General features: G+C 60.0%; 25 protein-coding genes and 1 pseudogene. 7 read left to right on the top strand and 19 right to left on the bottom strand.

The genetic code is table 11. The annotated features are described in order from the left end of the window. Positions 1-145 precede the first annotated feature (145 nt). From EJ078_RS10255 to EJ078_RS10245, 3 genes are all read right to left on the bottom strand, one after another. Entirely contained in the window at positions 146-859 is a 714-nt protein-coding gene (locus EJ078_RS10255) for a hypothetical protein (protein WP_091599555.1), read from the bottom strand. Position 860: 1 nt separating this feature from the next. Beyond that, positions 861-1,370: a DarT ssDNA thymidine ADP-ribosyltransferase family protein gene (locus EJ078_RS10250; protein WP_126057640.1), complete on the bottom strand. Its 510-nt coding sequence runs from the start codon at positions 1,368-1,370 to the stop codon at positions 861-863. Between the two features lie 155 nt (positions 1,371-1,525). After that, on the bottom strand, positions 1,526-2,629 hold the full coding sequence (locus tag EJ078_RS10245; RefSeq protein WP_126057641.1) for an ISNCY family transposase: 1,104 nt from the start codon (positions 2,627-2,629) through the stop codon (positions 1,526-1,528). A 268-nt stretch (positions 2,630-2,897) separates the two neighbouring features. Between EJ078_RS10245 and EJ078_RS10240 the strand changes: the two genes are divergently transcribed. Further along, a complete protein-coding gene (locus tag EJ078_RS10240; RefSeq protein ID WP_236473430.1) occupies positions 2,898-3,398 on the top strand; it encodes an invasion associated locus B family protein in 501 nt (166 codons plus the stop codon). A 72-nt stretch (positions 3,399-3,470) separates the two neighbouring features. On the opposite strand, the gene EJ078_RS10235 is transcribed toward EJ078_RS10240, so the two are convergent. Next, complete coding sequence (locus EJ078_RS10235; protein ID WP_091599544.1) at positions 3,471-3,749, bottom strand: peptidase dimerization domain-containing protein; 279 nt, start codon at positions 3,747-3,749, stop codon at positions 3,471-3,473. Positions 3,750-4,422: 673 nt separating this feature from the next. Between EJ078_RS10235 and EJ078_RS10225 the strand changes: the two genes are divergently transcribed. Both EJ078_RS10225 and EJ078_RS10220 read left to right on the top strand, forming a co-directional pair. After that, the gene (locus EJ078_RS10225; RefSeq protein WP_126057642.1) at positions 4,423-4,650 is read left to right on the top strand and encodes a hypothetical protein; all 228 of its coding nucleotides are present in this window, start codon (positions 4,423-4,425) and stop codon (positions 4,648-4,650) included. A 366-nt stretch (positions 4,651-5,016) separates the two neighbouring features. Beyond that, complete coding sequence (locus EJ078_RS10220) at positions 5,017-5,583, top strand: sugar O-acetyltransferase (RefSeq protein WP_091599538.1); 567 nt, start codon at positions 5,017-5,019, stop codon at positions 5,581-5,583. Between the two features lie 307 nt (positions 5,584-5,890). Here the strand turns inward: EJ078_RS10220 and EJ078_RS10215 are convergent, their stop codons facing one another. The 7 genes from EJ078_RS10215 to EJ078_RS10185 form a co-directional block, all read right to left on the bottom strand. Then, entirely contained in the window at positions 5,891-6,784 is an 894-nt protein-coding gene (locus EJ078_RS10215) for an SIR2 family protein (protein WP_091599535.1), read from the bottom strand. A 34-nt stretch (positions 6,785-6,818) separates the two neighbouring features. Further along, entirely contained in the window at positions 6,819-7,031 is a 213-nt protein-coding gene (nifT, locus tag EJ078_RS10210; RefSeq protein ID WP_024505230.1) for a putative nitrogen fixation protein NifT, read from the bottom strand. Continuing rightward, positions 7,028-7,348, bottom strand: a complete 321-nt coding sequence (locus EJ078_RS10205) for a nitrogen fixation protein NifZ (protein WP_029356589.1) — start codon at positions 7,346-7,348, stop codon at positions 7,028-7,030. The genes nifT and EJ078_RS10205 overlap by 4 nt, the downstream gene beginning before the upstream one ends. A gap of 85 nt (positions 7,349-7,433) precedes the next feature. Next, positions 7,434-7,628 carry a 4Fe-4S dicluster domain-containing protein gene (locus EJ078_RS10200; RefSeq protein WP_091599532.1) on the bottom strand — a complete coding sequence of 65 codons (195 nt, stop codon included), beginning with the start codon at positions 7,626-7,628 and terminating at the stop codon, positions 7,434-7,436. Positions 7,629-7,657: 29 nt separating this feature from the next. Next, positions 7,658-9,139, bottom strand: a complete 1,482-nt coding sequence (nifB, locus tag EJ078_RS10195) for a nitrogenase cofactor biosynthesis protein NifB (protein WP_091599529.1) — start codon at positions 9,137-9,139, stop codon at positions 7,658-7,660. A gap of 273 nt (positions 9,140-9,412) precedes the next feature. Further along, positions 9,413-9,526 carry a helix-turn-helix domain-containing protein gene (locus tag EJ078_RS30840; protein ID WP_329608782.1) on the bottom strand — a complete coding sequence of 38 codons (114 nt, stop codon included), beginning with the start codon at positions 9,524-9,526 and terminating at the stop codon, positions 9,413-9,415. Positions 9,527-10,415: 889 nt separating this feature from the next. After that, entirely contained in the window at positions 10,416-10,919 is a 504-nt protein-coding gene (locus tag EJ078_RS10185; RefSeq protein WP_245459245.1) for an alpha/beta fold hydrolase, read from the bottom strand. Positions 10,920-11,021: 102 nt separating this feature from the next. On the opposite strand from EJ078_RS10185, the gene EJ078_RS10180 reads away from it, so the two are divergent. The 3 genes from EJ078_RS10180 (at position 11,022) to EJ078_RS10170 (ending at position 13,411) form a co-directional block, all read left to right on the top strand. Next, positions 11,022-11,456, top strand: coding sequence for a transposase (locus tag EJ078_RS10180; protein ID WP_024505581.1), 435 nt, complete (start codon positions 11,022-11,024; stop codon positions 11,454-11,456). Beyond that, positions 11,453-11,809, top strand: coding sequence for an IS66 family insertion sequence element accessory protein TnpB (tnpB, locus tag EJ078_RS10175; protein WP_024505580.1), 357 nt, complete (start codon positions 11,453-11,455; stop codon positions 11,807-11,809). Before EJ078_RS10180 ends, tnpB begins: the two co-directional genes overlap by 4 nt. Positions 11,810-11,878: 69 nt before the next feature. Further along, positions 11,879-13,411: an IS66 family transposase gene (locus tag EJ078_RS10170; protein ID WP_024505579.1), complete on the top strand. Its 1,533-nt coding sequence runs from the start codon at positions 11,879-11,881 to the stop codon at positions 13,409-13,411. Positions 13,412-13,700: 289 nt separating this feature from the next. On the opposite strand, the gene EJ078_RS10165 is transcribed toward EJ078_RS10170, so the two are convergent. The 7 genes from EJ078_RS10165 to EJ078_RS10135 form a co-directional block, all read right to left on the bottom strand. Beyond that, positions 13,701-14,000, bottom strand: a complete 300-nt coding sequence (locus EJ078_RS10165; protein WP_091599526.1) for a ferredoxin family protein — start codon at positions 13,998-14,000, stop codon at positions 13,701-13,703. A 12-nt stretch (positions 14,001-14,012) separates the two neighbouring features. Next, complete coding sequence (locus EJ078_RS10160; RefSeq protein WP_091599523.1) at positions 14,013-15,317, bottom strand: FAD-binding protein; 1,305 nt, start codon at positions 15,315-15,317, stop codon at positions 14,013-14,015. A 10-nt stretch (positions 15,318-15,327) separates the two neighbouring features. After that, a complete protein-coding gene (locus EJ078_RS10155) occupies positions 15,328-16,437 on the bottom strand; it encodes an electron transfer flavoprotein subunit alpha/FixB family protein (protein WP_091599520.1) in 1,110 nt (369 codons plus the stop codon). Between the two features lie 16 nt (positions 16,438-16,453). Beyond that, a complete protein-coding gene (locus EJ078_RS10150) occupies positions 16,454-17,305 on the bottom strand; it encodes an electron transfer flavoprotein subunit beta/FixA family protein (RefSeq protein ID WP_091599518.1) in 852 nt (283 codons plus the stop codon). A gap of 188 nt (positions 17,306-17,493) precedes the next feature. Further along, entirely contained in the window at positions 17,494-17,871 is a 378-nt protein-coding gene (gene nifW, locus EJ078_RS10145) for a nitrogenase stabilizing/protective protein NifW (RefSeq protein WP_091599514.1), read from the bottom strand. Between the two features lie 187 nt (positions 17,872-18,058). Further along, complete coding sequence (nifS, locus tag EJ078_RS10140; RefSeq protein ID WP_091599511.1) at positions 18,059-19,273, bottom strand: cysteine desulfurase NifS; 1,215 nt, start codon at positions 19,271-19,273, stop codon at positions 18,059-18,061. Between the two features lie 347 nt (positions 19,274-19,620). Then, positions 19,621-19,941, bottom strand: coding sequence for an iron-sulfur cluster assembly accessory protein (locus EJ078_RS10135; RefSeq protein WP_091599508.1), 321 nt, complete (start codon positions 19,939-19,941; stop codon positions 19,621-19,623). Positions 19,942-20,533: 592 nt separating this feature from the next. Here EJ078_RS10135 and EJ078_RS10130 point away from each other — a divergent pair. Beyond that, positions 20,534-21,592, top strand: coding sequence for a ChuX/HutX family heme-like substrate-binding protein (locus tag EJ078_RS10130; protein WP_091599505.1), 1,059 nt, complete (start codon positions 20,534-20,536; stop codon positions 21,590-21,592). Positions 21,593-21,841: 249 nt separating this feature from the next. Here the strand turns inward: EJ078_RS10130 and EJ078_RS10125 are convergent. After that, positions 21,842-23,060: pseudogene (locus EJ078_RS10125) on the bottom strand (MFS transporter). Positions 23,061-23,647 lie beyond the last annotated feature (587 nt).

The following is a 23,647-nucleotide window of genomic DNA, read 5'->3' as shown; positions in this document are numbered from 1 at the left end:
CGAGGAAGCGGCGTACGATTTCTGTCTCTGAGGGGCTGGGGTCCGACCATGACACGCCGAAGACAGGTGTACTGATACCGGTTACCCGGCGTGCGGTCTCGGCAGTGACCTTGCTGCTCTAGCGAATAAATTGCGCTACTGCCTGCTAGCCGACCCTAAGTCTGGCCTGCTTCAAATGAGGTTGATGCTCGGTCGGCCGAAGCGAATGAGCAGCCATCGCGGCAATGAAAACCTCGGGCGTTTTTAGGTAGCGCTCCAGCTTGTTCTCCCTCATGAGCACTACGAACAGAGCGCACGTTTTCGCCTGACAATTGACCGACTTGGTAGGGTTGAACTCTATGTCAGTGAAACCGGCATACCGCATTTCGCCGTCCACTCGATTTTTGAGCCATACACGGTGAGGAAAGATGGCATTGAGATAAAGCCAATCGTAGAACACGGTCGTGGGTTCTAGCGGGAACTCGAAGCCGTCGAATTTGAAGCCCACCAGTGCGCCGGATTCGCGGAGTCGTGGCTCGCGCTTCGCATCGCGCGGTTCAACCTCGTACAGATCGGTGTACGGCCCGCCACGCTCGAATACCTTACTTCCCTGAAAGGCGTTCTCCAGCGGTATCTCGCCGATGCTGGTCCTCACGCGCAGGTGAAACGCGCTAAGATGCTGGCCGGCGACTTCATCAGACTTGCTAGACACTTCTAGCAGCGGCGCATATCCGGCTTTCTTGGCGGCCTCATGCAGCGACCGTATATTCTTCTTCTTCTGAACCTCAGCGAAGCCACCGGCCCACGGAATTTCGAAATCCAATCGCCTGACGTAACCTTCGTCCTCGGTTGCAGGGATAAAGACTGGTCTCTCAGCCATTCTAAATGTTCCTTATTAAGCCCAGCAGAATGACATGGGGAACCAACACCTCGTATTTCTCCGCCTGAGTGAGACGCGCCTTAATCGCCGAATCCTTCCAGTCCGTTCGGGTGTAAAGTATCTCAAAATCGATTAGCGGTTCAGCCTCTCCGATAGGAATCGATTCGACGCCAGCTTTGTTCGCGACATCGTTGGTAAAACGAACACCCGTGAACTGCATTACCGAGGGGTGTATTTGCAGAAAGATCGTGTCCGTAATCCTCCCATCCTGCCGGGCAACGTACTCCATCGGATGGGTGCTACGAAAGCAAAGGTGGACGTAGTTGCCCATTCCCTTCAACGCGTCGGCGTCACGACTCCATTCATTGCCGCCCGGTGCCGGAACCTTGACCTTCTTCTGGTCAAGCTGCGCGAGTGGATAGAGTCCTCCCATTTCTTTAATCACCGGCAGGTTCCTCCGGTCGGTGAAGTGATAGAGCAGCGGCACCTTATCAAGAGTATCAATTGCCATGTTCCCCTCCGTCGCAGGCCGGTAGCAGCCTTGCCCCACACGGGTGGAATCTTACGGCAGTCATCGTCCGAACGCCATGATCCGAGGCGAGGTGTTCAGATTGGCGACGTTTCTCAATTGTTCTATACGATTAAAATAGAATTCTACATCGCCAACTATGGTTCGAAATCGTCGTGCACGGCAGCTCCACAACGATCATCATCCCGGATCGGACTGTGCGGGAGCTGCAATCGCAGCCGCGCGAAGGCGACCGTGTTGTCACGAGCAACGACGCGCTCCTCCTCGATGCACAGGATCTGGGCCAATTGCTGCGGGTCGGCGGCGACAAAGGCACTGTCTTCAACCGCGGCGGGCCTGGCGAAGCGGGCATTGTGAGCCGGCAGATAGGTCTGTGCGACGAAGCGGTTGGCGGCCTCGATATCAGCCATGCCGGCCAGTGCCAGTTCCCTCGGCAGTCGGTCCTGCAAGGTTGAGAACATCCGCTCGGAGCGGCCCCTGGCTCCAGGCGAATAGGCTGGAATATGTTCGATGCCGAGCCGCTCGAGCGCCCGACCGACCTGGGTCATGCGAATCTTGTCGACAGCCCCGCCCGCCTTGAGCGTCACGAAATAGTGTCTGCCACGATCGCTGTAGAGGCTTGACGGCAATCCCTTGGCGACAAAGGTCTCCAGAAGTCCCTGGAAGCTCGACGCCGTGCCTTCCTCCTCGATCAGAAAGGCCGAATAGATCGTGCTCGTCGCATCGTCCATAGTCACGATCAGATCCAGCATCGGCCCACTCGCCAGCCACTGATGACGGCTGCCGTCCTGGTGTAGCATCATCCCTTCGCACGGCTTCCTTTCCCGCTTGCGCCGGTGAGCACCGCGCCGCTTGGCCCGTTCCACCAGGCCCGCCGCGTGAAGCTGCGTCTTGATGAAGGTGTAGCCCCAGCTGAAATCGTGATCGCGCAGCAGGTGCTCGTGGAAATGCTTCACGTTCCAGCCAAGGTAGCGATGGCGATAAAGCTCCAGCATCTCCTCGATCGCCTCCACTGGCACCCGGCGCGTCGAAAGCTTGCCCAAACGCCGGTCCAGCAACCCAGCCTCCCCGGCCTCTTCGTAACGGTCGCGATAACGCCGAAATTGCCGCTCCGACATGCCCAGCAACTCGCCTGCCTCCATCATCGAGAGATCGCCGCCAGTCCAACGGCTCAATACGTCCCGAAACTTCTGTATTCTCCGTCCTGGAGCCACGCTGCCCGCTTCATCCCCAGCTTCCATTCGCTGGCGATGAAACCGGACAACTCCTGTGCTACCTAATCCGGACAAATCATGTGCTTACGACACGCCGGAGCGGAACGCTTGCCTGCGGCATCGCGGTCGGGTAATTGTTGCAGATACGTCGGCCCGAAGATCGGCATCGATTTTCGGGCCGACGCGTCGTTTCAATCGGATAGAGCGCCATTCTCGCCTCGAAGGCACGCGCGGCGCTCCACGACAAGGGGGCAACGGAGCTTTGCTGATGTCGGATTCGTCCAGGATTTGTGCGGTGGCCGCGGCCACCCTCATGGCGCTTTCCGCGTCGTTGGCAGCTCAGGAAGCCGGGCTGCCGGGCGGTGCTTCCTCGCTGAAGGAGACCTATGAGGACTGGGATCTCTCCTGCCAGGCCACGCCGACGCTGGTATGCGCGGCTACCTATCAGCAGTCGCAGCAGAACGGACGGCGCCTGCTTGCGGTCGAATTGGGCAAGGGGCAGGAGGACGGCATTGCGGGCAATCTCGTCCTGCCCTTCGGCCTGCAACTCGCCGTCGGCGCGACGCTTCAGGTCGACGATGGGCAAGCGGGCAAGCCGCTGCCCTTCTCGACCTGCCTGCCCGCCGGCTGCTTCGTGCCCCTCAGCTTCGACGCGAAAGCAGCCGCGTCGCTGCGCACGGGCACAACGCTCAAGGTCACGGTTAAGAGTCTCGACCAGAAGGATGTGCCCTTGTCGGTTTCATTGAAGGGTTTGACGGCGGCGCTGGACAGGTTGAAGGTGCTGCTCGGGGCTTAGATTGGGGGCTGGCTGGCTGATGATCTCGGTTGTCACTTTCCTTTGTTCCACTACGGCTTTTCGACATTTTGGTCAGATAATCCCCACGCGCGAGAAGCGCGCGGTCTCGGCCTGAGTGATCTCGGGCGGGCGAGTGGCGCCCGACGCTTCCGACTCCGCGGCAGCGATCCGCTCGATCGCCTTCTTCACCTTTGCACGAACATTCTCGTCGAACGTCCGTACACTGACCTTGAGGAGGGTCTCATCCGGGATTACGTCGTACTTTGTCCCCGCATTGATCGCGCCCACCTTTACAATCATCGCGGCTGTCCTGAGGGAGAGAAGAGTAATGATGCGCAGAACGTTTCTCATGGCGGGCGTGTCCCTGTCTGCCGTAGCGGTCGGCAAGTCCTTAGCCGCGTCGGTATTCCTCGACTACACACAGGAGCAACTGGATACGGCGTATGACCAGTCATTCTGGGCGCCGCGGATGGCGGAACTGGAGGAAGGCGATGGCATCGCCAGCGCCGAGGTCCGGCGCGCGATGCCGCCGCGTCCGGCAAAATACGGTCCAGATGCCAGAGATCTCATCGATGTGTTCGCGCCTGGGATGCCAAGGCCGCCCCGGTCCTGGTCTTCATCCATGGCGGTGCCTGGACCCGAAACACTCGCGAGGATGCATCCTATCCGGCCCCGACCTTCGTTTCGCGCGGGGCGGCCTATGCCGCGCCTGACTTCGGCAGTGTGAAAACGCTGACGCTGCGACAGATGGTCGAGAATTGCAGGCGGGCGGTGGAGTGGACGATGAAGAATGCCGCCAGTTTCGGCGGCGACCCGAACCGGGTGTATGTGGCGGGTCATTCTTCCGGCGCGCATCTGGCGGCCTGCGTCCTCATCACCGACTGGACGGAGCGCAGCCTACCGGCGGATGCCCTCAAGGGCGGCTTGCTGATGAGCGGCATGTATGATCTCTATCCGGTGATGCTTTCCTCGCGCAGCAGCTACCTGCATCTGACGGAGGGGGGAAGAGGCGGAATTCAGCCCGATGCGCCATCTCGACCGGATCACCTGCCCGATTGCCGTCGTGTCAGCCGACCAGGACAGTCCGGAGTTCAAGCGCCAGTCCGATGTGTTCGGTGAAGCGCTGCGCGGCATGGGGAGATTGGCCAGTCGAACGATAGCCTTCAACGCCAACCACTTCCAGGAACCCGAGCATCTGAAAGACCCCGACACTGAAGTCAGCCAGGCGGCGTTCAAGCTGATGGGGATCTGACACGGATGTGTTGCAAACTCTTCAGCTAATGGGATTGTTAGTTTCGTACAAAACGATGCACTTTCTCAATCTTAGAGGGTGTTTGGGAATTAAGTATTTCGGCGTTCGAGCGCGTTGCGCCGCGCTCATGGCACCCGTTGAGATGGGCATGAAAGTGAGTTCGACCGCTGGACAGTTGCCGACTTCGTCAGGTATTGGCCCTGCGACCGGTTGATCTGCGATATTTCCAAAATTCGCAGAAGTTGGTCGAGACGAAACTGTCGCCCCGGCTTGACCACGCGCCCGGCAGACCGAGTTACAAAGTTGCCGAGGCAGTTTGATGTGCGTTCCTGCATCACTGCACGGGACACGACCTGACGGGAGACTATGATGCGTAGCCAGAAAGAAAAGATGCTCGCAGGCGAGTTTTACAATGCGGCGGATCCGGAGATCCAAGCTGACCTGTTGGCCACCGGGGCTTGGCTCAAGCGGTACAATGATACGCTGGGGCAGACCACGGAGCATTGGCATGAGCTTTTGTCCGAGCGGCTGGGAGAGGTTGGGCGCGGAACGGTCATCCGTCCGCCCTTTTTTTGCGACTACGGATTCAATATCCGCATTGGCGCCAATGCCTACATCAACTTCAACTGCGTTATTCTTGACGTGGTAGAGGTCAAAATCGGGCAAGGAACGGCAATTGGGCCTGCCGTGCAGATTTATACCGCCGATCATCCACATGATGCCGAGCAGCGACAGGCCGGCCTGCAGGTCGGGCGTCCTGTTCGCATTGGCAGCCGTGTCTGGATCGGCGGTGGAGCAATCATTCTGCCTGGCGTCACGATTGGCGATAATGCGGTCGTAGGCGCTGGCAGCGTGGTCACACGCGATGTTCCCGCCGGGGCAAAGGTAGTGGGAATTCCTGCTCGCGTCGCCAACCCACATAAACAGGCATAATCAACCTCCTTGACCCTGGAGGTGCATGCGAACTGTCGAAACTGTGCCAAATTTCTGCCGAAGCCATTGAGCGCTGCATATCTTGTCGCGGTTCGGCTCGGGCGCTTCAGTTCTTTTGCCACGGGTGTCACAAAATCATGTGCGTAATGCCGCCGCAACGTGCTCACGTCCCGCAGCAGCGGGCCCTTTCACATGGCCCAACGAATTCAGAGCCTCCGTTGTGCTGCCAGTAGCATTACTGCTCAGATGTATTCCCAACTGAGTTTTCGCCCTTGGAGGCAAGCGACTCACCAGCAATCGCCGGCCATTAATCCTGGCTAGCATCGACCCCGACGAGGCGAGCCGCGGCGTTGCCGATCGGCATGTCGATGACCGTGATTGCGCCTTCGGCAAGGAAACGACGTTCGTTTCTGGTCAGCGTAGCCGAATCGATCACCGCAAAATGTGGGCCAGTGGAGCGCTTCATCATCTGTCTGGCATATGTGCGCAGCATCTGATCGTTGAAGCGACAGCCAACGAAGAAAAAGCCCCGGTTGACGCGCCGTTGCTTCACCACGTCCGGGATCGGCGTCTGGATATCAATTTCGGTTAGGACTTCGACGTAATCGGAATCAGCCACGAGGAAGTTTGCGGCCGGCCTGACGCTGCCGTGCGGCGCATAGAGCACCGTCCTTGCCACTTGTTCGGCGTCGAGTTCTGTTCCTGACAAATCGTAAGTTCTCGTCCAGATGTTACCAATTCCGGTCGCTCGCGTGGTTCCTTGTATCTCGACAACGTCTGTTTGGCCGGCCTCTGCAAGGGCTGCCCGCATGGCGCCATCGTACCAGCTGTCGATGATGACAGACAGTTGAAGGGTTGCGAGCCAGGCGTGAAGAACGGTCGGCTCGGCGGGGGCTGCGAATATCTCCGCCATCCACGCTTGAAGAGTCCGACGATGTCGGCGCTGCTCGATAAACTGCGCGACCGACCACATATTGGTGCGAATCCTGGAAGGGGCAGGCGCCCGCTTGTTGAGCGCCGCGGCGACATCTTCAGGGGTGCAAGGTGCAGGTGATTCCGGCGTGTTAAGCTGCAGAAGACCAGGACCGAGATAGGGGATCACTCGATCGGCCTTGAGAGCGCCCTTCAGCAGGTCAATCAGCTTTTTGGCAAAACTGCCCCGGACGACGACGAGATGGTCCCAGCTCAGCATCGTGTTCATACGCGTTTCCTCTCCGCCACTGAACCCACCGGCATCAGGCCCCGTCGGAAATCTTCATCGCCTCGACGGTGATCGGCAAACGCGTATCGCGCGGAAGGTCGGGCAGCATGAGCCGCCAACCGTTCCTGAGCGTCACGGTCCCGCCCCATAAGTCTGCGTTCTCAATCTCGGTGATCGGCTCTTCGAGATCCTTCTTGGGGACATAAGCCGACAAGCCAGTAGCGGTCCTGCGAATCATTACTTTCATCCGGCTGTTCCTCCGTTGGAAATGCCTTCAGCTCCGCAGGGAACCTCGACTTTGTCGAGGCTAATGAGTTCGCGCGCTCGCATGCCGACGACCGTGCCACGATCGATCCATTCGACCGCATAGATGAAGAATTGCTGGAGAAAGGTTCCAATGTCGCGCACGTAGCCTTCGTCGCCCTTCCGCACGAGGTTTTCGCCGATCTCCTTGCCGGGATAGGTGCCGTCGTTTTTTATGTGGCGTGTTGCACGGACCCGCTCACCCTGCATGAACCGTGGCGGTCTGCCGATTTCGACCTCCTGTTCGCGTCTGGACCACATGCTGTCCATTCCTTTCTCGAGGCTTTTGGTGTGGTCGCGGGTTGCAGGCGTCCTCGCGCGGCGAACCCGACCGTTTCGGTAGGAATCAAGCGGGAACGCAGGTTTTCGGTACCGGACAGACCGACACGCATTGCTGCTTATCGAAGGCCTCCTTGCATTCGGTGCACTTGATTGGATCGATCACATAGGCGTCGCCCTTGAACTTGATCGCTTCCGAGGGACATTCGAACTCGCAGGCCCCGCATTGGGTACATTGGGATGCGATGATCTTGAAAGCCATTCTAACTCCTGGTTATCGGACGAGACCGCTCAGGCCGTCGCCGCTAGTGGTCTGATCCCAAACTCTGCCGCGTAAAGTGCGCTGACTGCGGTCTCGATGTAGTCATGGCCATAGGCGTCGGTTACGCGCAGTCCAGCTCGCGAGAGTTGTTCCTTCGGGCGATTTCCGATCTTGGCGCATAGCACTATGTGTATGCCTTCCAGCGCAGCGAAGACGCCCTCGAGGGTGGCGTCTTCGCCCCCGCCTCCGAGGCAATACCGCTCGACCTTCCGATGCCCGACCAAGCTGATCCCTCTAGGCGAGACTTCATAAACCTGGAATTCCTTCGCGTGGCCGAAGTGTTCGTTGACGCGTCCACCTCCCTTTGTGGCCACCGCAACCAGAAGCGACTTTTCGGAGTCTGTTGCCTTGACCATACCGATGGCCTCGCTCCTCGCCGCCTCATGATCACGGCGCTCGTGTGCGACCACCTGCCGATAGGCCTGACGCTTGCCAGCATCGTAGGTGACATCGTCGGGAATCCCATCCAGCGTGAATTCCTGGCCACGATCTTCACCGAGCAGGCCGACAGCATCTGCCCGGCACTGCCGGCAGTGGCGCATCAACTTGGCGCCACCTTCAAGTCGATCCTGAAGAGCCATCATCTCCATTGCCGTTGGGCCGCGCTGCCCGATGAGTCCGTAGTGGGTGCCGTGCGCCGGGTCCGAAATCAGAGGCATCACGTTGTGCAGGAACGCGCCCCGCTCCTTGACCATTTTGTTCACCTCAAACAGGTGCTGGTCGTTCACTCCAGGAATCATCACCGAGTTGATTTTGGTGAGGATGCCGCGCGCGCTCAGCATCTCCAGGCCCAGCATCTGCCGCGCGTGCAAGATTCGAGCGGCTTCGATGCCGAAGTAGCGGCGATTTTCATAAAAAATCCAAGGATAGATCTTTGCGCCGACTTCCGGGTCGACCATGTTGATGGTGATCGTCACGTGATCAACATTCATTTCGGCAAGCTCAGCTACATGGTCCGGCAGCACGAGCCCGTTGGTGGAGACGCACAGCTTTATGTCGGGGATTTCCCTGATGACGCGGTCGAACGTTGCCTTCGTTTTCTCCCAGTCGTAACAGGCATCCCCCGGCCCAGCGATGCCAAGAACCGAAAGCTGCGGAACTTCGTTGGCAACCGCGATGACCTTGCGTAGCGCTTGGTCGGGCGTCAGCTTCTCAGACACAACACCAGGCCGGCTCTCGTTGGCGCAATCGTATTTGCGATTGCAGTAGTTGCACTGGACATTGCAAGCCGGCGCGACCGCCACATGCATACGCGCGAAATAGTGATGCGCTTCCTCCGAAAAGCAGGGGTGATCCTTGATCTTGTCCCAAATAGCCGGATCCACATCGCCCGGGCTGGTCGGCGACGAACCGTAGGAGGACGGTGCGCAGCCACCGGATTTCGCGGCTGCCAGAAAACCCTCGGATGTCGTGCTGGTCGGCCCCTCAATCGAAACTGTCGGTGAGGACATCAAACGGCTCCGTTGCTGGTAACGTCGCGGTTCAAGGTGCAAGAGCCATACCAACTTAAAAAAGCGGCTTCAGTTCACTATTTGGGTCGATGTCGGATTGTGTGAGGCCGGCGCGACACAATTTTGTCCTGCTTGCGACAGTGCAAGTCCAAATCCGTTCAGAAGCACAAAGCACTCCTTGTCGCGCAGAGGGCGCGCAAGACCACTGGCCTGACGATTGGCTCATCAGGCTCTTAGAATTTCCTTCACCTCGAGACTATGCCGGCGTATCGCCTAGCCGACTTGTCGCGGCGTGAGGCGGAGAATTCGAGCCGCATTAGCCTGAACCCAGCCGGCCTTCTCCATTGTGTCGATCAGCCGGTCACGCTCCGTCCGTCGCGGTCCCAGCGCCGGTCCGGCCGTATCGTTAGAATCGCAACCGGCTATCTCGTGTTCAGGGGCGCCGATGCGCCTAACCGGCTTCGTGCTGGGCCGTGAGAGCTCGTCGATGCCATTGCCACGTTCCGAAAGATTGGTTCCTTCCAGAGGAGAACGCGCAAGTGTGGCTGTTCTTTACACGCAGTTCTCCAGCTCGCGGACGTTGCCGGGGAAATAGCATTGCGAGATCAGCTCAACTGCCGACGGCGTAAAGCCATGGTTCTCCATATTTCAAGGGTAAGCGCTGTGTCCTTCCAGGAGTGCCCGCGATCTGTGGGCCTGCCGATTCTGAGGTGGATCGGAGATCGGCTTGTGTCTGAACTTGAACTTTACGATTGACCCTGAGCGGCAGCCTCGGCGTTTCAAGGTGATCAACGGCGCTGTTAGTCGGCAGGCATTGGTCGATGGACGACAAGGGACGGAGTCATCGCCGAGACCCTGGGGCCGAACGTGGTGATCTCGGAGGTTGCCCGGCGCTACGGGCTGCGGCCGCGGCGGAACGCTCGCAAGCTTGCGACGTCGGCAGGACAGGCCACTCCCGCCTTTGTTCCGGTGGTGGTTTCGGTGGCGCCACCGGAACGACCCGTTGGGCCTACATCCGTGCACCAGAACTCAAGGCCGCGGCCTGAGAATCGGCCGCCCGCTCACCCTTTACTTGGTTCCTCAGCCGACAGCGCTAAGAAGGAGAGCAACTTCCGTCGGTGCGAGGATCATTGCGTCGTGGCCAGTGGCGAGTTCCTGCCACGCCCAGCCATCCTGCTTCGCGACCCATTCTCGCGCTCCCGCCGTCGGCGGGTGGAGCGGATTAGTGCAGACGACATAGGTTCGGGGCCTGCCGTTGCCGAGCGGGGGCTCGAGCTTAAGTCTGCTTTCGTAGGTGCTTGCCGCATGCGGTGTTATCCGGCGCCGCACCCAGTCCGTGAGCGAGTGTCCCTTGGGAATGCCGAATGCTGTTGGCGGCGGAGTCGGCATGAAGATACCCCGTCCTTCCTCCGCAACCAATTTTCGACGGGCGGCGACGATGTCGGGGGGCATGGTGCTGAATACACTTTGACCGCTCTCGACGATGGCGCCGTCGAGCGAGATAAACGAGATGGCTGATATGGTCGGGTATCCGGTCGGCGGCGCCGGTGATGCTGATGCCGCCTAGACTGTGACCGACAAGGATCACATCGCTCAGCTCTTCCGTTACAATGTGGTTGACGATGTCGGTCACGAATGTGTCGGGCGTGATGTCCTTGCACAGCAAATGTGCGCGTTCGCCGACACCTGTCTGGGTCGGCGTGGCCACGTGGCATCCCATCTTGCGAAGATTGGCGGCGACGTCCCGCCAACACCATCCGCCATGCCAGGCACCATGCACTAGCACATACGTCTTTGTGTAAGCGGTGTTTCCTGACCACCTTTCGGGAGTGGTCGCGATCTGTGAGGTTGCCGATCCTGTATTGGGATCGGAGATCGGCTTGTGTCTGGACTTGACCTTACGCTTGACCCGGAGCGGCAGCTTCGGCGTTTCGAGGTGATCAACGGTGCCGGCGGTCGGCGTCACTGGTCGGTGGATGACAAGGCGCGGATCATCGCAGAGACGCTGGAGCCGAATGCGATCATTTCCGAGGTCGCCCGCCGTTATGGTCTCAGGCCGCAGCAGGTCTTCGCCTGGCGCCGCGAAGCGCGCAAACAGGTCGCTTCGGTGCAGCAAGATTCTCCTGCCTTTGTGCCGGCGGTTGTGGCGGCGGCGGAACCTGTAGCCAGCCGTTCACCGAAGCAGCGGAAACGGCAAGCCACCCGAGATGCCGGCATGATCGAGCTTGAGATCGACGGCGTCGCGATGCGCGTCGGCCGGGGCGCCGATACCAAGACGGTGGCCGCAGTGATCCGCGCGCTGAAGGCGACGTCGTGATCGGGCCGACGGGTGCGGTCAAGGTCATGGTGGCGACGAAGCCCGTCGACTTCCGCAAGGGTGCGGAGGGATTGGCGGCGCTGGTGCGAGAGACAATGGGGGCCGATCCGTTCAGCGGGGCCGTCTACGTCTTCCGGGCGAAGCGGGCTGACCGGATCAAGCTGATCTTCTGGGATGGCACCGGGGTTTGCCTCTATGCCAAGCGTTTGGAGGATGGGGAGTTCCGCTGGCCGAAAGTGCATGACGGCATGATGCGGCTGACGGCCGCGCAGCTCTCGGCGCTACTCGAAGGTCTCGACTGGCGGCGAGTCCACGAGGCGCGCCGGACCCGCGTTCCAGCCCAGGCGGGCTGACCCGCGACGAAGTGAATCAGCCTGGATTCCGCTGTCGCGGGCTGTCGGCGAATATGGTCTGATCCGCTCATGGCGATGACGGCTGACCAGCTTCCCGACGATCCGGACGCGCTGAAGGCGATGGTCCTGGCGCGCGACGTCGAGAATGCCCGTCTGATTCAGATCATCAAGGAATTGCAGCGTCACCGCTTCGGCCGGCGTGCCGAGACGCTCCCCGAGGATCAATTGCTGCTGGGGCTCGAAGAGGCCGAGCAGATCGAGGCCGCCGACGAGGAAGAGAACGAACAAGCATCTCCCGCAGAGCGCCTGGAGCGCGCCAGGAAGCGCCGGACGAACCGCGGCGCGTTGCCATCCCATCTGCCGCGGGTGGAAATGATCGTCGACATCGAGGACCATGCCTGCCCATGCTGCCGCAATGGCTTGCATCGGATCGGCGAGGACGTGAGCGAGCGGCTCGACATCGTTCCGGCGCAGCTGCGTGTAATCGTCGTGCGGCGGCCCAAATATGCCTGCCGCGCCTGCGAGGACGTCGTGGTTCAGGCTCCCGCGCCGGCCCGGCTGATCGAGGGTGGTCTTCCGACCGAGGCAACGGTCGCCCAGGTGCTGGTCTCAAAATATGCCGATCACCTTCCGCTCTATCGTCAGGCGCAGATCTACGCCCGGCAGGGTATCAATCTCGATCGCTCTACGCTCGCCGACTGGGTCGGCCGCGCCGCCTGGCACCTGCGTCCGGTGCATGAGCGGCTGCTTGGCAAGCTGAAGTCCTCGCCAAAACTCTTCGCCGACGAGACGACCGCGCCGGTGCTCAATCCCGGCCGCGGCAAGACTAAGACAGGTCAACTCTGGGCCTATGCCCGCGATGACCGACCATGGGAGGGGAGCGACCCGCCGGGCGTCGCCTATGTCTATGCGCCGGACCGAAAGGCCGAGCGTCCGATCGCTCATCTCGCAGGCTTCACCGGAATCTTGCAGGTCGACGGCTATGGCGGCTATCGCGTGCTGGCCGACAAAAGCGGCGTCACGCTCGCCTTCTGCTGGGCGCATGTCCGTCGGCGCTTTTATGAACTGGCAGCAGCCGGTCCCGCGCCGATCGCCAGCGAGGCGCTGAGACGGATCGCCGAACTCTACAAGATCGAGGATGACATCCGTGGCCGATCGGCCAACGAGCGCCGCGCGATGCGTCAGGACAAAAGCCGCGCCATCGTCGCCGATCTCGAACCCTGGCTGCGTGAGAAGCTCGGCCTGATCAGTCAGAAGACCAAGCTCGCAGAGGCAATCCGCTACACGCTCTCACGCTGGGAAGGCCTCTCGCGCTTCCTTGACGACGGCCGCATCGAGATCGACAGCAACACCGTCGAACGCTCGATCCGTCCGATCGCGCTCAACCGCAAGAACGCGCTCTTCGCAGGCTCTGACGGCGGCGCCGAACACTGGGCAGTCATCGCCTCGCTGATCGAAACCTGCAAGCTCAATGGTGTCGAACCGCTCGGCTATCTCGCCGATGTCCTCACCAGGATCGTCAACGGCCACCCCAACAGCCAGATCGACGATCTCCTGCCTTGGGTCTACATCAACAAGCTCGAGCTCAAGGCCGTGGCCTGAGAACACCGCTTACGTCTTTGTCATGGATTGTGCCGTTCCATTTGCTCACCGGCCGTTGTGGCTGCCATCCGGCACGATGGCCGAACGTTGTCCCAAAGGGGCTCGACCACGTTACCGGTGGTAAGTCCGGCGCACAGGCCGCCGCCGTGGCCTGAGGACACCCCTACCAGTCGAGGAAATTTGAATTGCGAACGCCCAATATTCACTAGCTCTTTGCAAGTGGATGGAGAGGCTCATGGTGTGCCGCAGTTGCTCGCTGCCGGCATGCTCTTGGCACGGTCCCGGCTGATCATCCGAACTTGAACAGGACACCAAAGCCGCCGCGCGGATAGTTCCACTCGATGTCGCCGCCTTTCTCGCACAATATCCGGCAGGTGCCGCATTCCATGCAGCCGTCGGCGGTGATCTCGACTTGGCCCCTGTCATTCAACTCATAGCATTTCGCTGGACAGACGTAGGTCAACGCAAGCAAGTTCGCGCTTGGCTTCTCGTGCGGTCGCACTATGATATGGGGGCGGCCGGAATCGACCAGGTAGCGGTTCTGGTAAAGCTTGTCCTCGACACGAACCTTCGTCACTGCGATCGTCATCTTGTACCCTCTTCAGCGCCATGCCAATGCCAGCCGGACCGCGTCGCTGACCAACCCCCAGCGCGAGCGCGCGTTGATGAAGGCGGCCGTGGTGGCCCTTTCCTTCTCGATCTTCGGCGTGCCGTCGACACGCATGAAGTTCTGAGCGGCATACGACATCAACCGCGGATAGCTGGTAAAAAAGTTGCTGGAATTGGTGTGGAGTAAGGCTGGCATGTCCTTGTATTTCTTAAGATCCTTGATCACAAAGGATTCATCCAGCATCGTCTTGTAGAGCGCAAGGTTCCCTTTGGTCATAGGACCGTTGCGGCTTTTGACTTTGATGATCGCCTCAGCCGCGACACGACCCGAGGTCATGGCAAGGTTCGAACCCTCACGGTGAATGGCATTGTTCAGTTGCGCTGCGTCGCCGACGATGACCCAACCGTCGCCGAAGAGCTGCGGAATGGCCCTGTAACCACCTTCGGGGATAAGATGGGCGGCATATTCTTTCACCTCCGAGCCAGCGATCAGCGGCCGGATCGAAGGATGGTTTTTCATCGCGTCTAGGAGGGCGGACGGGCTCTCCAACATCGCGGCGAAATCCGAGACCAGGCAGCCGATGCCGAGTGAAATCGACTCCTTGTTGGTGTAAAGGAAGCCGAGCCCGGCCATGTCGCGAGAGATCGTGCCCACGGCCTCGATTACGCAGCCTTCATCGCCCTTGACACCGAACCGCTGGTCAATGACCTCTTCGGGCAAGAAATGCATTTCCTTGACGGCAAGCGCCACGGTCTCCGGCTTCGGCATCTCGCGCAGGCCTGCGCGAGTGCCAAGCAATCCCGACACCCCTTCTGCGAGAACGACCACATTCGCGAAGACCACTCCGCCAGCCCGGTCTGTGCGGACGCCGATCACCTTGCCATTGCCATCACGGACGAGTTCCGTCGCGGTCGTCTCACACAGGACCGTCGCGCCAGCCTCGCGCACCTTGCGGGAAAACCATTTGTCGAACTGGGCGCGGATGATCGTGTAGCGGTTGGGTTTCGCCTCATTGAAGTCGTCCGACCGGTAATGAATTCCGGTGTGAGATGTGTTGTCCATCACCCAAAGTCGCTGTTCGACCAGGTGCCGCTCGAGGGGCGCATCATCCCGGAAGTCCGGGATGATCTTCTCCAGCATGTTCGCGTACATTATGGCGCCCTGGACGTTCTTAGAGCCCGGATATTCCCCGCGCTCCAACTGCAGTACCTTCAGCCCCTGGCTTGCCAAAGTGTAAGCAGCTGCGTTTCCGGACATGCCGGCTCCGACCACAATGGCATCGAATTGTTCAATCATGTCCTCTCCCTCAACTCGCAAGCTTGTCTCGACTGTGCGGCGACAGCCGCCGGGTGAAGGCTTCCGTGAGTGCGGGCAGGAAGCGGATTGCATCCGTGACGATCCCGAGGTGGGCGAACTCGAAAATCGGCGCGTTCGGATCGGTGTTGATCGCGACGATGAGATCGGCCCCCTCGACCCCAACTCGGTGCTGGATGGCGCCGGAAATTCCGGCCGCGATGTAAAGCTTCGGTCGAATGGTCTTGCCAGTTTGGCCAATCTGGCGATCAGCCGGCATCCAGCCCTTCTGGACCAAGGGGCGCGAACAGCCATGCTCGGCGCCGATCGCTCGGGCAAGATTCTTCACAAGCTGAAGGTTCTCCGCCGCACCGAGACCGAGGCCTCCCGCAACCACGACATCCGCATAGGCAAGATTTGCCATTGCCGACTGGTTATCCGGTAGGAAGCCGAGGACTTTGGTGACGATATCGTCCTCAACGAGCGACAGCTTGTGCCGCATGACACGCCCGACCGGCTTATCCACCCGTTGCGGCATAGGCATGACCCTTGGTCGCACCGTCGCCATTTGCGGCCGGTAATTTAGTGTATAGATCGTACACAACAACGAGCCACCAAAAGTCGGACGGGTCGCGGCGAGTGAACCGTCGGAATCTACATCAAGTTCGGTGCAGTCGGCCGTGAGCCCCGTCTGCAGGGTCGTCGCTACCGAGCCCGCAAGATCCCTGCCCAGTGTGGTCGCGCCGAGAAGGAGGATTTCGGGTTTATGGGTATTGACCAGATCCGTGAGCGCCTTGGCGAACGGCTCGTTGCGGTAGTCGGCGAGCGGCGGCGCATCGACGATGTAGACAAGATCCGCCCCGTAAGCGAAGGCCTCGGCAACAGCGTCCTCGACCATCTCGCCCGGCGGTCCCAGCACGACGCCCGCGAGCTGGACTTCAAGCTTGTCGGCTAATTTGCGGCCTTCACCCAGCAGTTCGAATGATACAGGATGCACATTGCCGCGTTCGAGCTCGAGGAAGACCCACACGTGCCGGTAGTCTTTGAAACGGTCGGGAAGTTCTTTCTTTACACCGGCACGGCCGGGGGCAAGGCGAGGGGTAGCTTGGCTTGCGGTCGACATTTTCTGCTCCTGGCCGTCACGTGCCGCTGTTGAAGGCCAACTCATGTTCCAGCGCCGGCCGGCGGGTTAAGATATCGGCGATGAGTTCATCGGCGATGTCCTGCAAGCCCTTTTCCGCGGTGTCGATCTGCGCCGCGCTTTCTGCCCGTGCGGTGGGGGCGAAAACACGCTTGACGACTGTCGGCGAGCCACGCAGACCGCACCGGGTGAGATCGTCAATGCCGGCGTCGGCTGCAGTCCACTTCACGACTTGGCTGCGCGCCGCGCAAAGAGCCTGCTGGAGCGAGCCCCGGCGGATTTCGTTGGTGTCTTCCAGCATGGTAATGAGGCAGGGGAGTCTGCTCTTCAGCAACTGGGTGCCGCCTTCGGCGCGACGCGCGACTTCGATCTCGCGCGTTTTGAGATCGATGGAGGCAATCTTCGCGACGTAGGTAAGTTGCGATAGATTCAGGCGCTTGGCTATGCCTGGTCCGACCTGGGCGGTATCGCCGTCAATCGTCTGCTTGCCGGTGAAGACGATGTCTGGCCTGCCGAAAGTCTCCCCAATTTTTGCGATTGCTTGCGAAAGAGCAAAGGAGGTCGCCAGCGTATCGGATCCGGCAAAATAGCGGTCCGTCAAGAGAACTGCTCGGTCAGCACCGTAACCGAGCGCCTTTCGCAGCGAGTCCTCCGCCATGGGCGGACCCATTGTGAGCACAGTAACCTCGCCACCATGAACGTCGCGCAGTTTGAGCGCTTCTTCGAGGGCGAACAGGTCGTAAGGATTGATGATGGTCGGCACACCCTGACGCATGATCGTGTTCGTCACCGGGTGGACGCGGATCTGGGCCGAATCCGGCACCTGCTTGATGCAGATTACGATGTGCATTGGCGATTTCTCTAAGCTCCCAGTCCGGATGCGTGCTTGGCGGTTCACCTCATTGCCTGCATCGTTCATGCCAAGTCTTCTTCCTGCCTCTATTCCAGAAGGTGGCTTCGTTTGCGTCCGAGGAGGCGTCATGAGGACTGGATTTGTCGACTTCCCGACATTGTCGCGTCGCAGCCGTGTCGGGCTCATTACTTTCCGAACCGCTTCAGTGCAGAGTCGAGCGGGACGAAGGCGCGGCCAGGTGCGGGACATATGTTTGGATCGTGGTCCCTTAGCACCTTGAACACACGTTGCGTGAGCGGCGAGGAAGTCGCGAAATCTTCGTAGGCGCGTTCCAGCTTGGCGCGCACCCGCGCGGCGATTACCTGGTCAGGCAGACCGGAGAAATCTTCTTCGGCAAGGTATTGGCCCACGCGCTTCATGATATGGAGCCGCGAGACATTCATCACTTTCGGGTCGTAGGAGACGCCAAGGCAGGCGAAGAAGTCCTCCGCAGCCGACAGGCCCTTCAGTCGCGCCAGGATATCGGTGGGATCAATCGGGCGGCTGTCAGCGGAGCAGTTCATTGTATTCTCCCGGCGCGAAATTGTGGTGTCGATGCGTTGGTGACATTGCTGACGGCGTGCCGACCTCTGGCACGGCGGCTGGGGCAAGAGACTTGGCGATCTCAAGCTTTTCTGAAGTGGTGAAGGCGACCCCGGGTTGCCTGCTCTCCATTGCGTAGGGTCGTCACGTTGAGGAAGTCCTCACGGCTCATGAGTGGGCGTCGGCTATTGTGCCGCTCGGGCCCGGGCCGGAATGAAGGTGTTCTGCACCTCGCCCGCACAGTCCAGCACTGGGAACGGCACGTAGTTTCTCGATGATCGCAGGCAGGACCTCAAGCACGCGGTCTACGTCATCTTCGCCGTTGTCACGCGACAAGGAGAAGCGGACTGCCCCACATGCCGCGTTCATAGCGATCAGAACATGGCTCGGTTCCATTGAGCCAGAGGCACAGGCGGACCCGGCGGAACAGGCGATTCCCAGCCGGCTGAGGACAATTGGGATTGCATCGCCTTCGATACCTTCGAATCCAATGTTTGCAGTGTTTGGCAATCGCTCCTGCGGATCGCCGTTGATGGATGCGTTTGGGATGCGCTGGATGATCCCGTTCTCAAGGCGGTCGCGCAACCATTTTATTCGTGTTGTCTCGTCCATGAATTTCAAGGCGAGTTCGGCCGCCATGCCCAGTCCGACTATGCCGGGTGTGTTTTCAGTGCCTGCACGCCGGTCGCGCTCTTGGTGGCCACCCTTGATCAGGGAGGAGAAGCGCACGCCACGTCTTACATAAAGCGCGCCTATCCCCTTTGGACCATGCAGCTTGTGGGCGGAGAGCGACAGCATGTCGATCGCGGTCGATTTCAGCTCAATCGGAAACCTTCCGACCGCCTGCACTGCATCAGTGTGGAAAAGCGCGCCGACTTCCCTGGCTAGGTCGGCAAGCTCAACCACGGGAAAGATCGTACCGGTCTCACTGTTCGCCCACATTATCGAGACGATTGCCACTTGTGGGGTGAGGGCGGTTCTGTAGGCGTCCAGGTCGAGCCGGCCGTGGTGATCGACTGGGATAATGTGCACCTTGACGCCGCGCGTCTTTTCAAGGTGCGCGCACAACTTCAGAACGGCCGGATGTTCAACCGCGGAAGTCACTATTTCCGTTCGACCGGGCATTACCTCGAGCGCCGAAAGGATGGCTGTACTGTCGCTTTCAGTCCCGCCCGAGGTGAAGATGATCTCGTCCTCGAATCCCGCGCCGATGAGGGCTTGCAACTGCCGCCTCGCCTTTCTCACGGCTTCAGCAACCGATGCGCCATAGGCGTGCATGGACGAAGGATTGCCAAATTGCTCCGTAAAGAAAGGCAACATCGCTCCAAGGACTGCAGGATCAACCCGCGTCGTTGCGTTGTTGTCGAGATAGACAGGTCTCATGGGAGTGATCCTTCAACTGCTGAAATGATTCAAGGGTAGGCGGGCCATTGAACCTCTGGCGCATATCGTATCTGGTGAGGTGGGCGGCCGGGCGAGCGATGGCTTGGCTGACCGGTCGCTGCCGACATTGCCATTTGGTGGCGGCATCCGCCGGGAATTCAGCTGTTTCGGGCAATGTTGTTTGCTTGCCCACGGCAACGATCGATGATCGCGATTTGGCACATCACCGAACGCAATTGTTCCGGGCCGACAGTGCGTGTCGGCTGGTTCCAGAGCGCCGGGGGTTACCGGTTTGACGCAGTATTCCTTGGCGTCGCTATAGTCGAACATAGCCTGTTCCCCTGCAATCATTTGCAGGACTTGCCGCAGCTGCACTTCTCCTGCGCATTGGGGTTATCGAAAACAAAGCCGGATGTTTCGAGCCCTGTGACGAAGTCGACGGTCATGCCGGCGGCATGGGGTTGGGAGCCTCTATCCATGAACACCTTGAGCCCATCTCGCTCGATGATCGTATCGCCCTCATGTGAGACGCTCTCCAGGCCCATTGAGTATTGGAAGCCGGCGCAGCCGCCGGCATGGACCATGATGCGAAATCCTTCCGCCGGCTCGCTGGCGCGGTAAAGAGCGGCCTTGATGGCGGCAACAGCGTTGTCGGTGAGCGTAATCATGGCTCGATTTCTCCTCGGTCCGTGACGTTTTCGCGGATCATCTCGCATGAACCGTGCCAAAGGGAAGACGTGTGTAAAAACGGTAGGACATCCCGACGTCTCTATGCTCGATTGCTGGGGAGACGTCCGACAACCGACACTTACTGTCGGGTTTGTCGCGTCCGCGTCACAGGAGGGGCGCCTGAGTTCGCGATGCACTCACGCGTAAAGCAATGAACAGAGCCAAAGATGTTCAGAGCTTGCCGCGGAGCAACTGGCACGACTTTTGAGAGCCTTCGTTGCGGCGGCAAAATTGCCGGCCGATTCACCTTTGGGTTGCCCTCGCAATCGAAGAACGAAGGAAGCAATATGTCGCTCCTCCCTCAGACCCGCCTTGTGTGGGAAAGCAGCACCGCCGGTGGAACCCGAATGCTCGATCGGCCGATTGGCGCCGACCACCCAACAATCGCTCTCTACCGGCGATTGGCCGCTGACCGCCCGGAGACAGGATTCGACTGGCGTGTGCCTGACGATCAATCGCGTCCGCCGTGCACACCCCTGAGGCCCTTTTTTCGACCGATCGTCAAAAGAAGAACGGGGCGGGGTTAAAAACATGGATCAGCGCAAGAAGCGGTCGCCCAACGAAATCCGGCGTGCGTGGGAAGTCTGTCCGAGCATTCCCGCGCGTGATTTCGCCGCCCAATTGGGCATTTCGGAAGCGGAACTGGTCGCGGCCCATTGCGGTTTCGGCGCGGCACGCATCGACCCGCGCGTCAATCACCTGCTGACGGGCCTCGAATTCGTGGGCGAAGTGACGGCGCTGACCCGCAATCAAGGTGCCGTGCACGAAAAGATTGGCGTCTTCAACAAAGTGATAACCGGCAACAATCACGCCATGGTCCTTGGTGACGAATTCGACCTTCGCGTCTTCCCGCAGGCTTGGAGGTATGGTTTCGCTGTTGAAAGGCGCCATCGCGGCGGAATCCAGCGCAGTTTGCAATTCTTCGACGCCGCCGGCGCAGCAGTGCATAAGGTGCATCTCAGGCCGGTCTCCAACCTTCATGCCTATCGAAAGCTGGTGGCCGAGCTCGTATCCGCCAACCAGGAGCCGACCATGTCGCTTAAGGCGAGAGTAGCCGACCTGGGCGCGAGGACTGCGGACCGGGCCGGCACGGTGGACGACCTACGCGAGCACTGGAGCCGGCTGACTGACGTCAACCTTCTGAAGACGCTCAAGCTCAGCCGCTGCCAGGCTTTGCGCATGGTAGGCCAGGATTACGCTTGGCTGCTCGACAATGCTGCAGTTGGCGCCGTGCTCCAGCGTGCGGCCGAAGACGAATTGCCGATCATGTGCTTCGTCGGCAACCGAGGCTCTATCCAGACCCATTCCGGCTTAATCAAGTCGGTCAAGCAGATCGGGCCGTGCATCTATGTGCTGGACGAAACCTTCCGGCTGCATCTCAGGAGCCACCAAATCCGTGAGGTTTGGGCCGTGCGCAAGCCGACCAATGACAGTCACGTCACCTCGCTCGAAGCATATGGGTCCGACGGCAAGATGATCATCCAGTTGTTCGGTGCGCGCAAGGAAGGCGAACGCGAGCGCGACGACTGGCGGGTTCTGGCGGAAAACCTGCCGCGTTTCCCCGACAGCTACATGAGAACAGCTACATGAGAAAGACCGATCGTTGTCGGTGGGACGCCGGCGCCCATCTGCCTCCGCAGCGAGTAGCCGGGCATTGAAGCCGAGATCGGGAACACGATGACGCAATAAGCGCGCTGTATTGTCATAACGCGATGAGCAGGTAGCAATTTGGCGCTGCCCCATCGAAGGCATGGTTACGACGAAGCCGCGGCCTTTGGCCGAGCTCAGAGGTGACAATAGCGTTAACGCCACCGACCGTCGTCACTCCCCACCAGGCGGTCAGCTGTTGCGGTTCGGGCCGAGCAGAAATACTGTCAAGACAGCGAGGAACGTGGCAACCGCGCTGTAGAGAAAGACACTGGCAATGCCCGTGTGATCCACCAATAGGCCACCGAAAGTTGTGCCGGCTGCGATCGCCACTTGGAAGGCTATGACCATCAGTACACCAGCGCTCTCGGCCTGTTTCGGAGCGGCGCGCAGCACCATCCAGGTCTGCAATCCGACCGGGACCGCGCCAAAAGCAAAGCCCCATACGGCAACTGCAATTGCCGAGGTCAAGGCCGATGCTCCCATAGTCAGGAGCGAGACAGCGGCTACGGCAATGAGCAGGGGCGGCAGGGCCGCGACTGCCTTGAGACTGTGTTTGGTGAGGAATGCGCCCGCTAAATTGCCGAAGACGCCGGCCGTGCCAGAAGCAAGGAACACGAGCGGGATCGACTTCTTGTCGAGCGGAGGAACGCTCTCGAGAAAGTCGCGGATGTAGGCGAAGCTGGCAAAATGGCCGGAAGCGACCAATAGCACGACTAGGACCGCAACCTTCATCGTCGGATTCTTCGCGACATCCAGCGGACTGCGGAATCTGCGCACTTCGATCGGAGGCAGTGGCGGAATGGTTACGAGTTGCACGAGCAGCGCAACGGCACTCACGATTGCGGCGACCTTGAACGAGGCTCGCCATCCCCAAATGTCACCGACATAAGCGCCGATTGGAGCCGCGCAGACGGAGGCGACAGAAACGCCGGTGAGGATGATCGACATGGCGCGCGGCATGAGGTGACTTGGAACCAGCCGCATTGCCAACGCTGCCGAAATTGACCAAAAACCACCGAGCGATATGCCGAGGACGACGCGTGCCGCCAGCAACACCGGCAGCGACCCCGCAACCTCCGCCAGAACGTTCGACAGGATCAGCAGCAGCGTCATCGCCCAGATGACGACCCTGCGGTCCAGACGCTTTGTCACGATGGCCATTGTCGGTGCCGAGATCGCCGCGACGATTGCGGTCGCTGTTAGCGCCTGTCCAGCCGTGCCCGTGCTGATACCGAGATCATGCGCGAGCGGTGTCAGAACGCTGGCGGGCAGAAACTCTGCCGTCACAAGCCCGAAGGTGCCGAGGAAGCGAAATGCGCACGGGGCCAGACGTTGATAGGACTTCTGGGTCAAGCCGATCTCGGTCGAACAGAGCCGCGTCCACTAAATCTGTCGCCGATTCGGTCATGAATGAGTTCTCCAGCTAGGAGCTGTTGCAGCAGGGGTGGCTATATCGCCGGGGATCAAAGCCGCTAGACCTTCCGGCGGCGGCCAGTCGGCCTCAGTCGAGGCCTCGGCGCCCACGCATCCGAGGCCTCATCGGAGGGCCGACGGACACAACCGTCGACAATCCGGGCGTGGAGCGAGGTTTTCTGCAGCGGTCGCATCGATCGCATCCGTCGAAGTGCGGCCTGTTCACTGCGAACCAAGCAAGCCGAACGCGGTGTCCTCGATCGAGGCCTTGATGGGGGGATGATCGACGATCTCTATATTGCTTTGAAGCAGGAAGTTCCGTCGCCATATGCGGTTATCCTGGCAGCCAGAATTGAGCGGTCGTCGCAAGCACCAAGGCGGTCGCAATGAGTGCAACGAGGCGGAAGTCTGATCGATGGCTGCGGTTCGATGGCCGCGCGATCGACAGAATTGAGGTGATGAGTTATCCCTTTTGAAGCCGTTGCTCCCAATTCTGGGATAAGGTAATTGCAGGCGGTCCCAGCAACGTCGGGCGGCCTTTTTGGTGATTGAATTCATGGGACGACACTCTCGGTCCGTGAC

The sequence above is a fragment of the Mesorhizobium sp. M1A.F.Ca.IN.022.06.1.1 genome, assembly GCF_003952605.1.
Classification (GTDB): domain Bacteria; phylum Pseudomonadota; class Alphaproteobacteria; order Rhizobiales; family Rhizobiaceae; genus Mesorhizobium.
This window is presented reverse-complemented; position numbering and strand designations above follow the sequence as displayed.

Coding starts and splice junctions, on each gene's coding strand:
- EJ078_RS10255 (WP_091599555.1), bottom strand. CDS start 859: ATGGCTGAGAGACCAGTCTTTATCCCTGCAACCGAGGACGAAGGTTAC.
- EJ078_RS10250 (WP_126057640.1), bottom strand. CDS start 1,370: ATGGCAATTGATACTCTTGATAAGGTGCCGCTGCTCTATCACTTCACC.
- EJ078_RS10245 (WP_126057641.1), bottom strand. CDS start 2,629: ATGGAAGCTGGGGATGAAGCGGGCAGCGTGGCTCCAGGACGGAGAATA.
- EJ078_RS10235 (WP_091599544.1), bottom strand. CDS start 3,749: ATGAGAAACGTTCTGCGCATCATTACTCTTCTCTCCCTCAGGACAGCC.
- EJ078_RS10225 (WP_126057642.1), top strand. CDS start 4,423: ATGCGCCATCTCGACCGGATCACCTGCCCGATTGCCGTCGTGTCAGCC.
- EJ078_RS10220 (WP_091599538.1), top strand. CDS start 5,017: ATGATGCGTAGCCAGAAAGAAAAGATGCTCGCAGGCGAGTTTTACAAT.
- EJ078_RS10215 (WP_091599535.1), bottom strand. CDS start 6,784: ATGAACACGATGCTGAGCTGGGACCATCTCGTCGTCGTCCGGGGCAGT.
- nifT (WP_024505230.1), bottom strand. CDS start 7,031: ATGAAAGTAATGATTCGCAGGACCGCTACTGGCTTGTCGGCTTATGTC.
- EJ078_RS10205 (WP_029356589.1), bottom strand. CDS start 7,348: ATGTGGTCCAGACGCGAACAGGAGGTCGAAATCGGCAGACCGCCACGG.
- EJ078_RS10200 (WP_091599532.1), bottom strand. CDS start 7,628: ATGGCTTTCAAGATCATCGCATCCCAATGTACCCAATGCGGGGCCTGC.
- nifB (WP_091599529.1), bottom strand. CDS start 9,139: ATGTCCTCACCGACAGTTTCGATTGAGGGGCCGACCAGCACGACATCC.
- EJ078_RS10170 (WP_024505579.1), top strand. CDS start 11,879: ATGGCGATGACGGCTGACCAGCTTCCCGACGATCCGGACGCGCTGAAG.
- EJ078_RS10165 (WP_091599526.1), bottom strand. CDS start 14,000: ATGACGATCGCAGTGACGAAGGTTCGTGTCGAGGACAAGCTTTACCAG.
- EJ078_RS10160 (WP_091599523.1), bottom strand. CDS start 15,317: ATGATTGAACAATTCGATGCCATTGTGGTCGGAGCCGGCATGTCCGGA.
- EJ078_RS10155 (WP_091599520.1), bottom strand. CDS start 16,437: ATGTCGACCGCAAGCCAAGCTACCCCTCGCCTTGCCCCCGGCCGTGCC.
- EJ078_RS10150 (WP_091599518.1), bottom strand. CDS start 17,305: ATGCACATCGTAATCTGCATCAAGCAGGTGCCGGATTCGGCCCAGATC.
- nifW (WP_091599514.1), bottom strand. CDS start 17,871: ATGAACTGCTCCGCTGACAGCCGCCCGATTGATCCCACCGATATCCTG.
- nifS (WP_091599511.1), bottom strand. CDS start 19,273: ATGAGACCTGTCTATCTCGACAACAACGCAACGACGCGGGTTGATCCT.
- EJ078_RS10135 (WP_091599508.1), bottom strand. CDS start 19,941: ATGATTACGCTCACCGACAACGCTGTTGCCGCCATCAAGGCCGCTCTT.
- EJ078_RS10130 (WP_091599505.1), top strand. CDS start 20,534: ATGGATCAGCGCAAGAAGCGGTCGCCCAACGAAATCCGGCGTGCGTGG.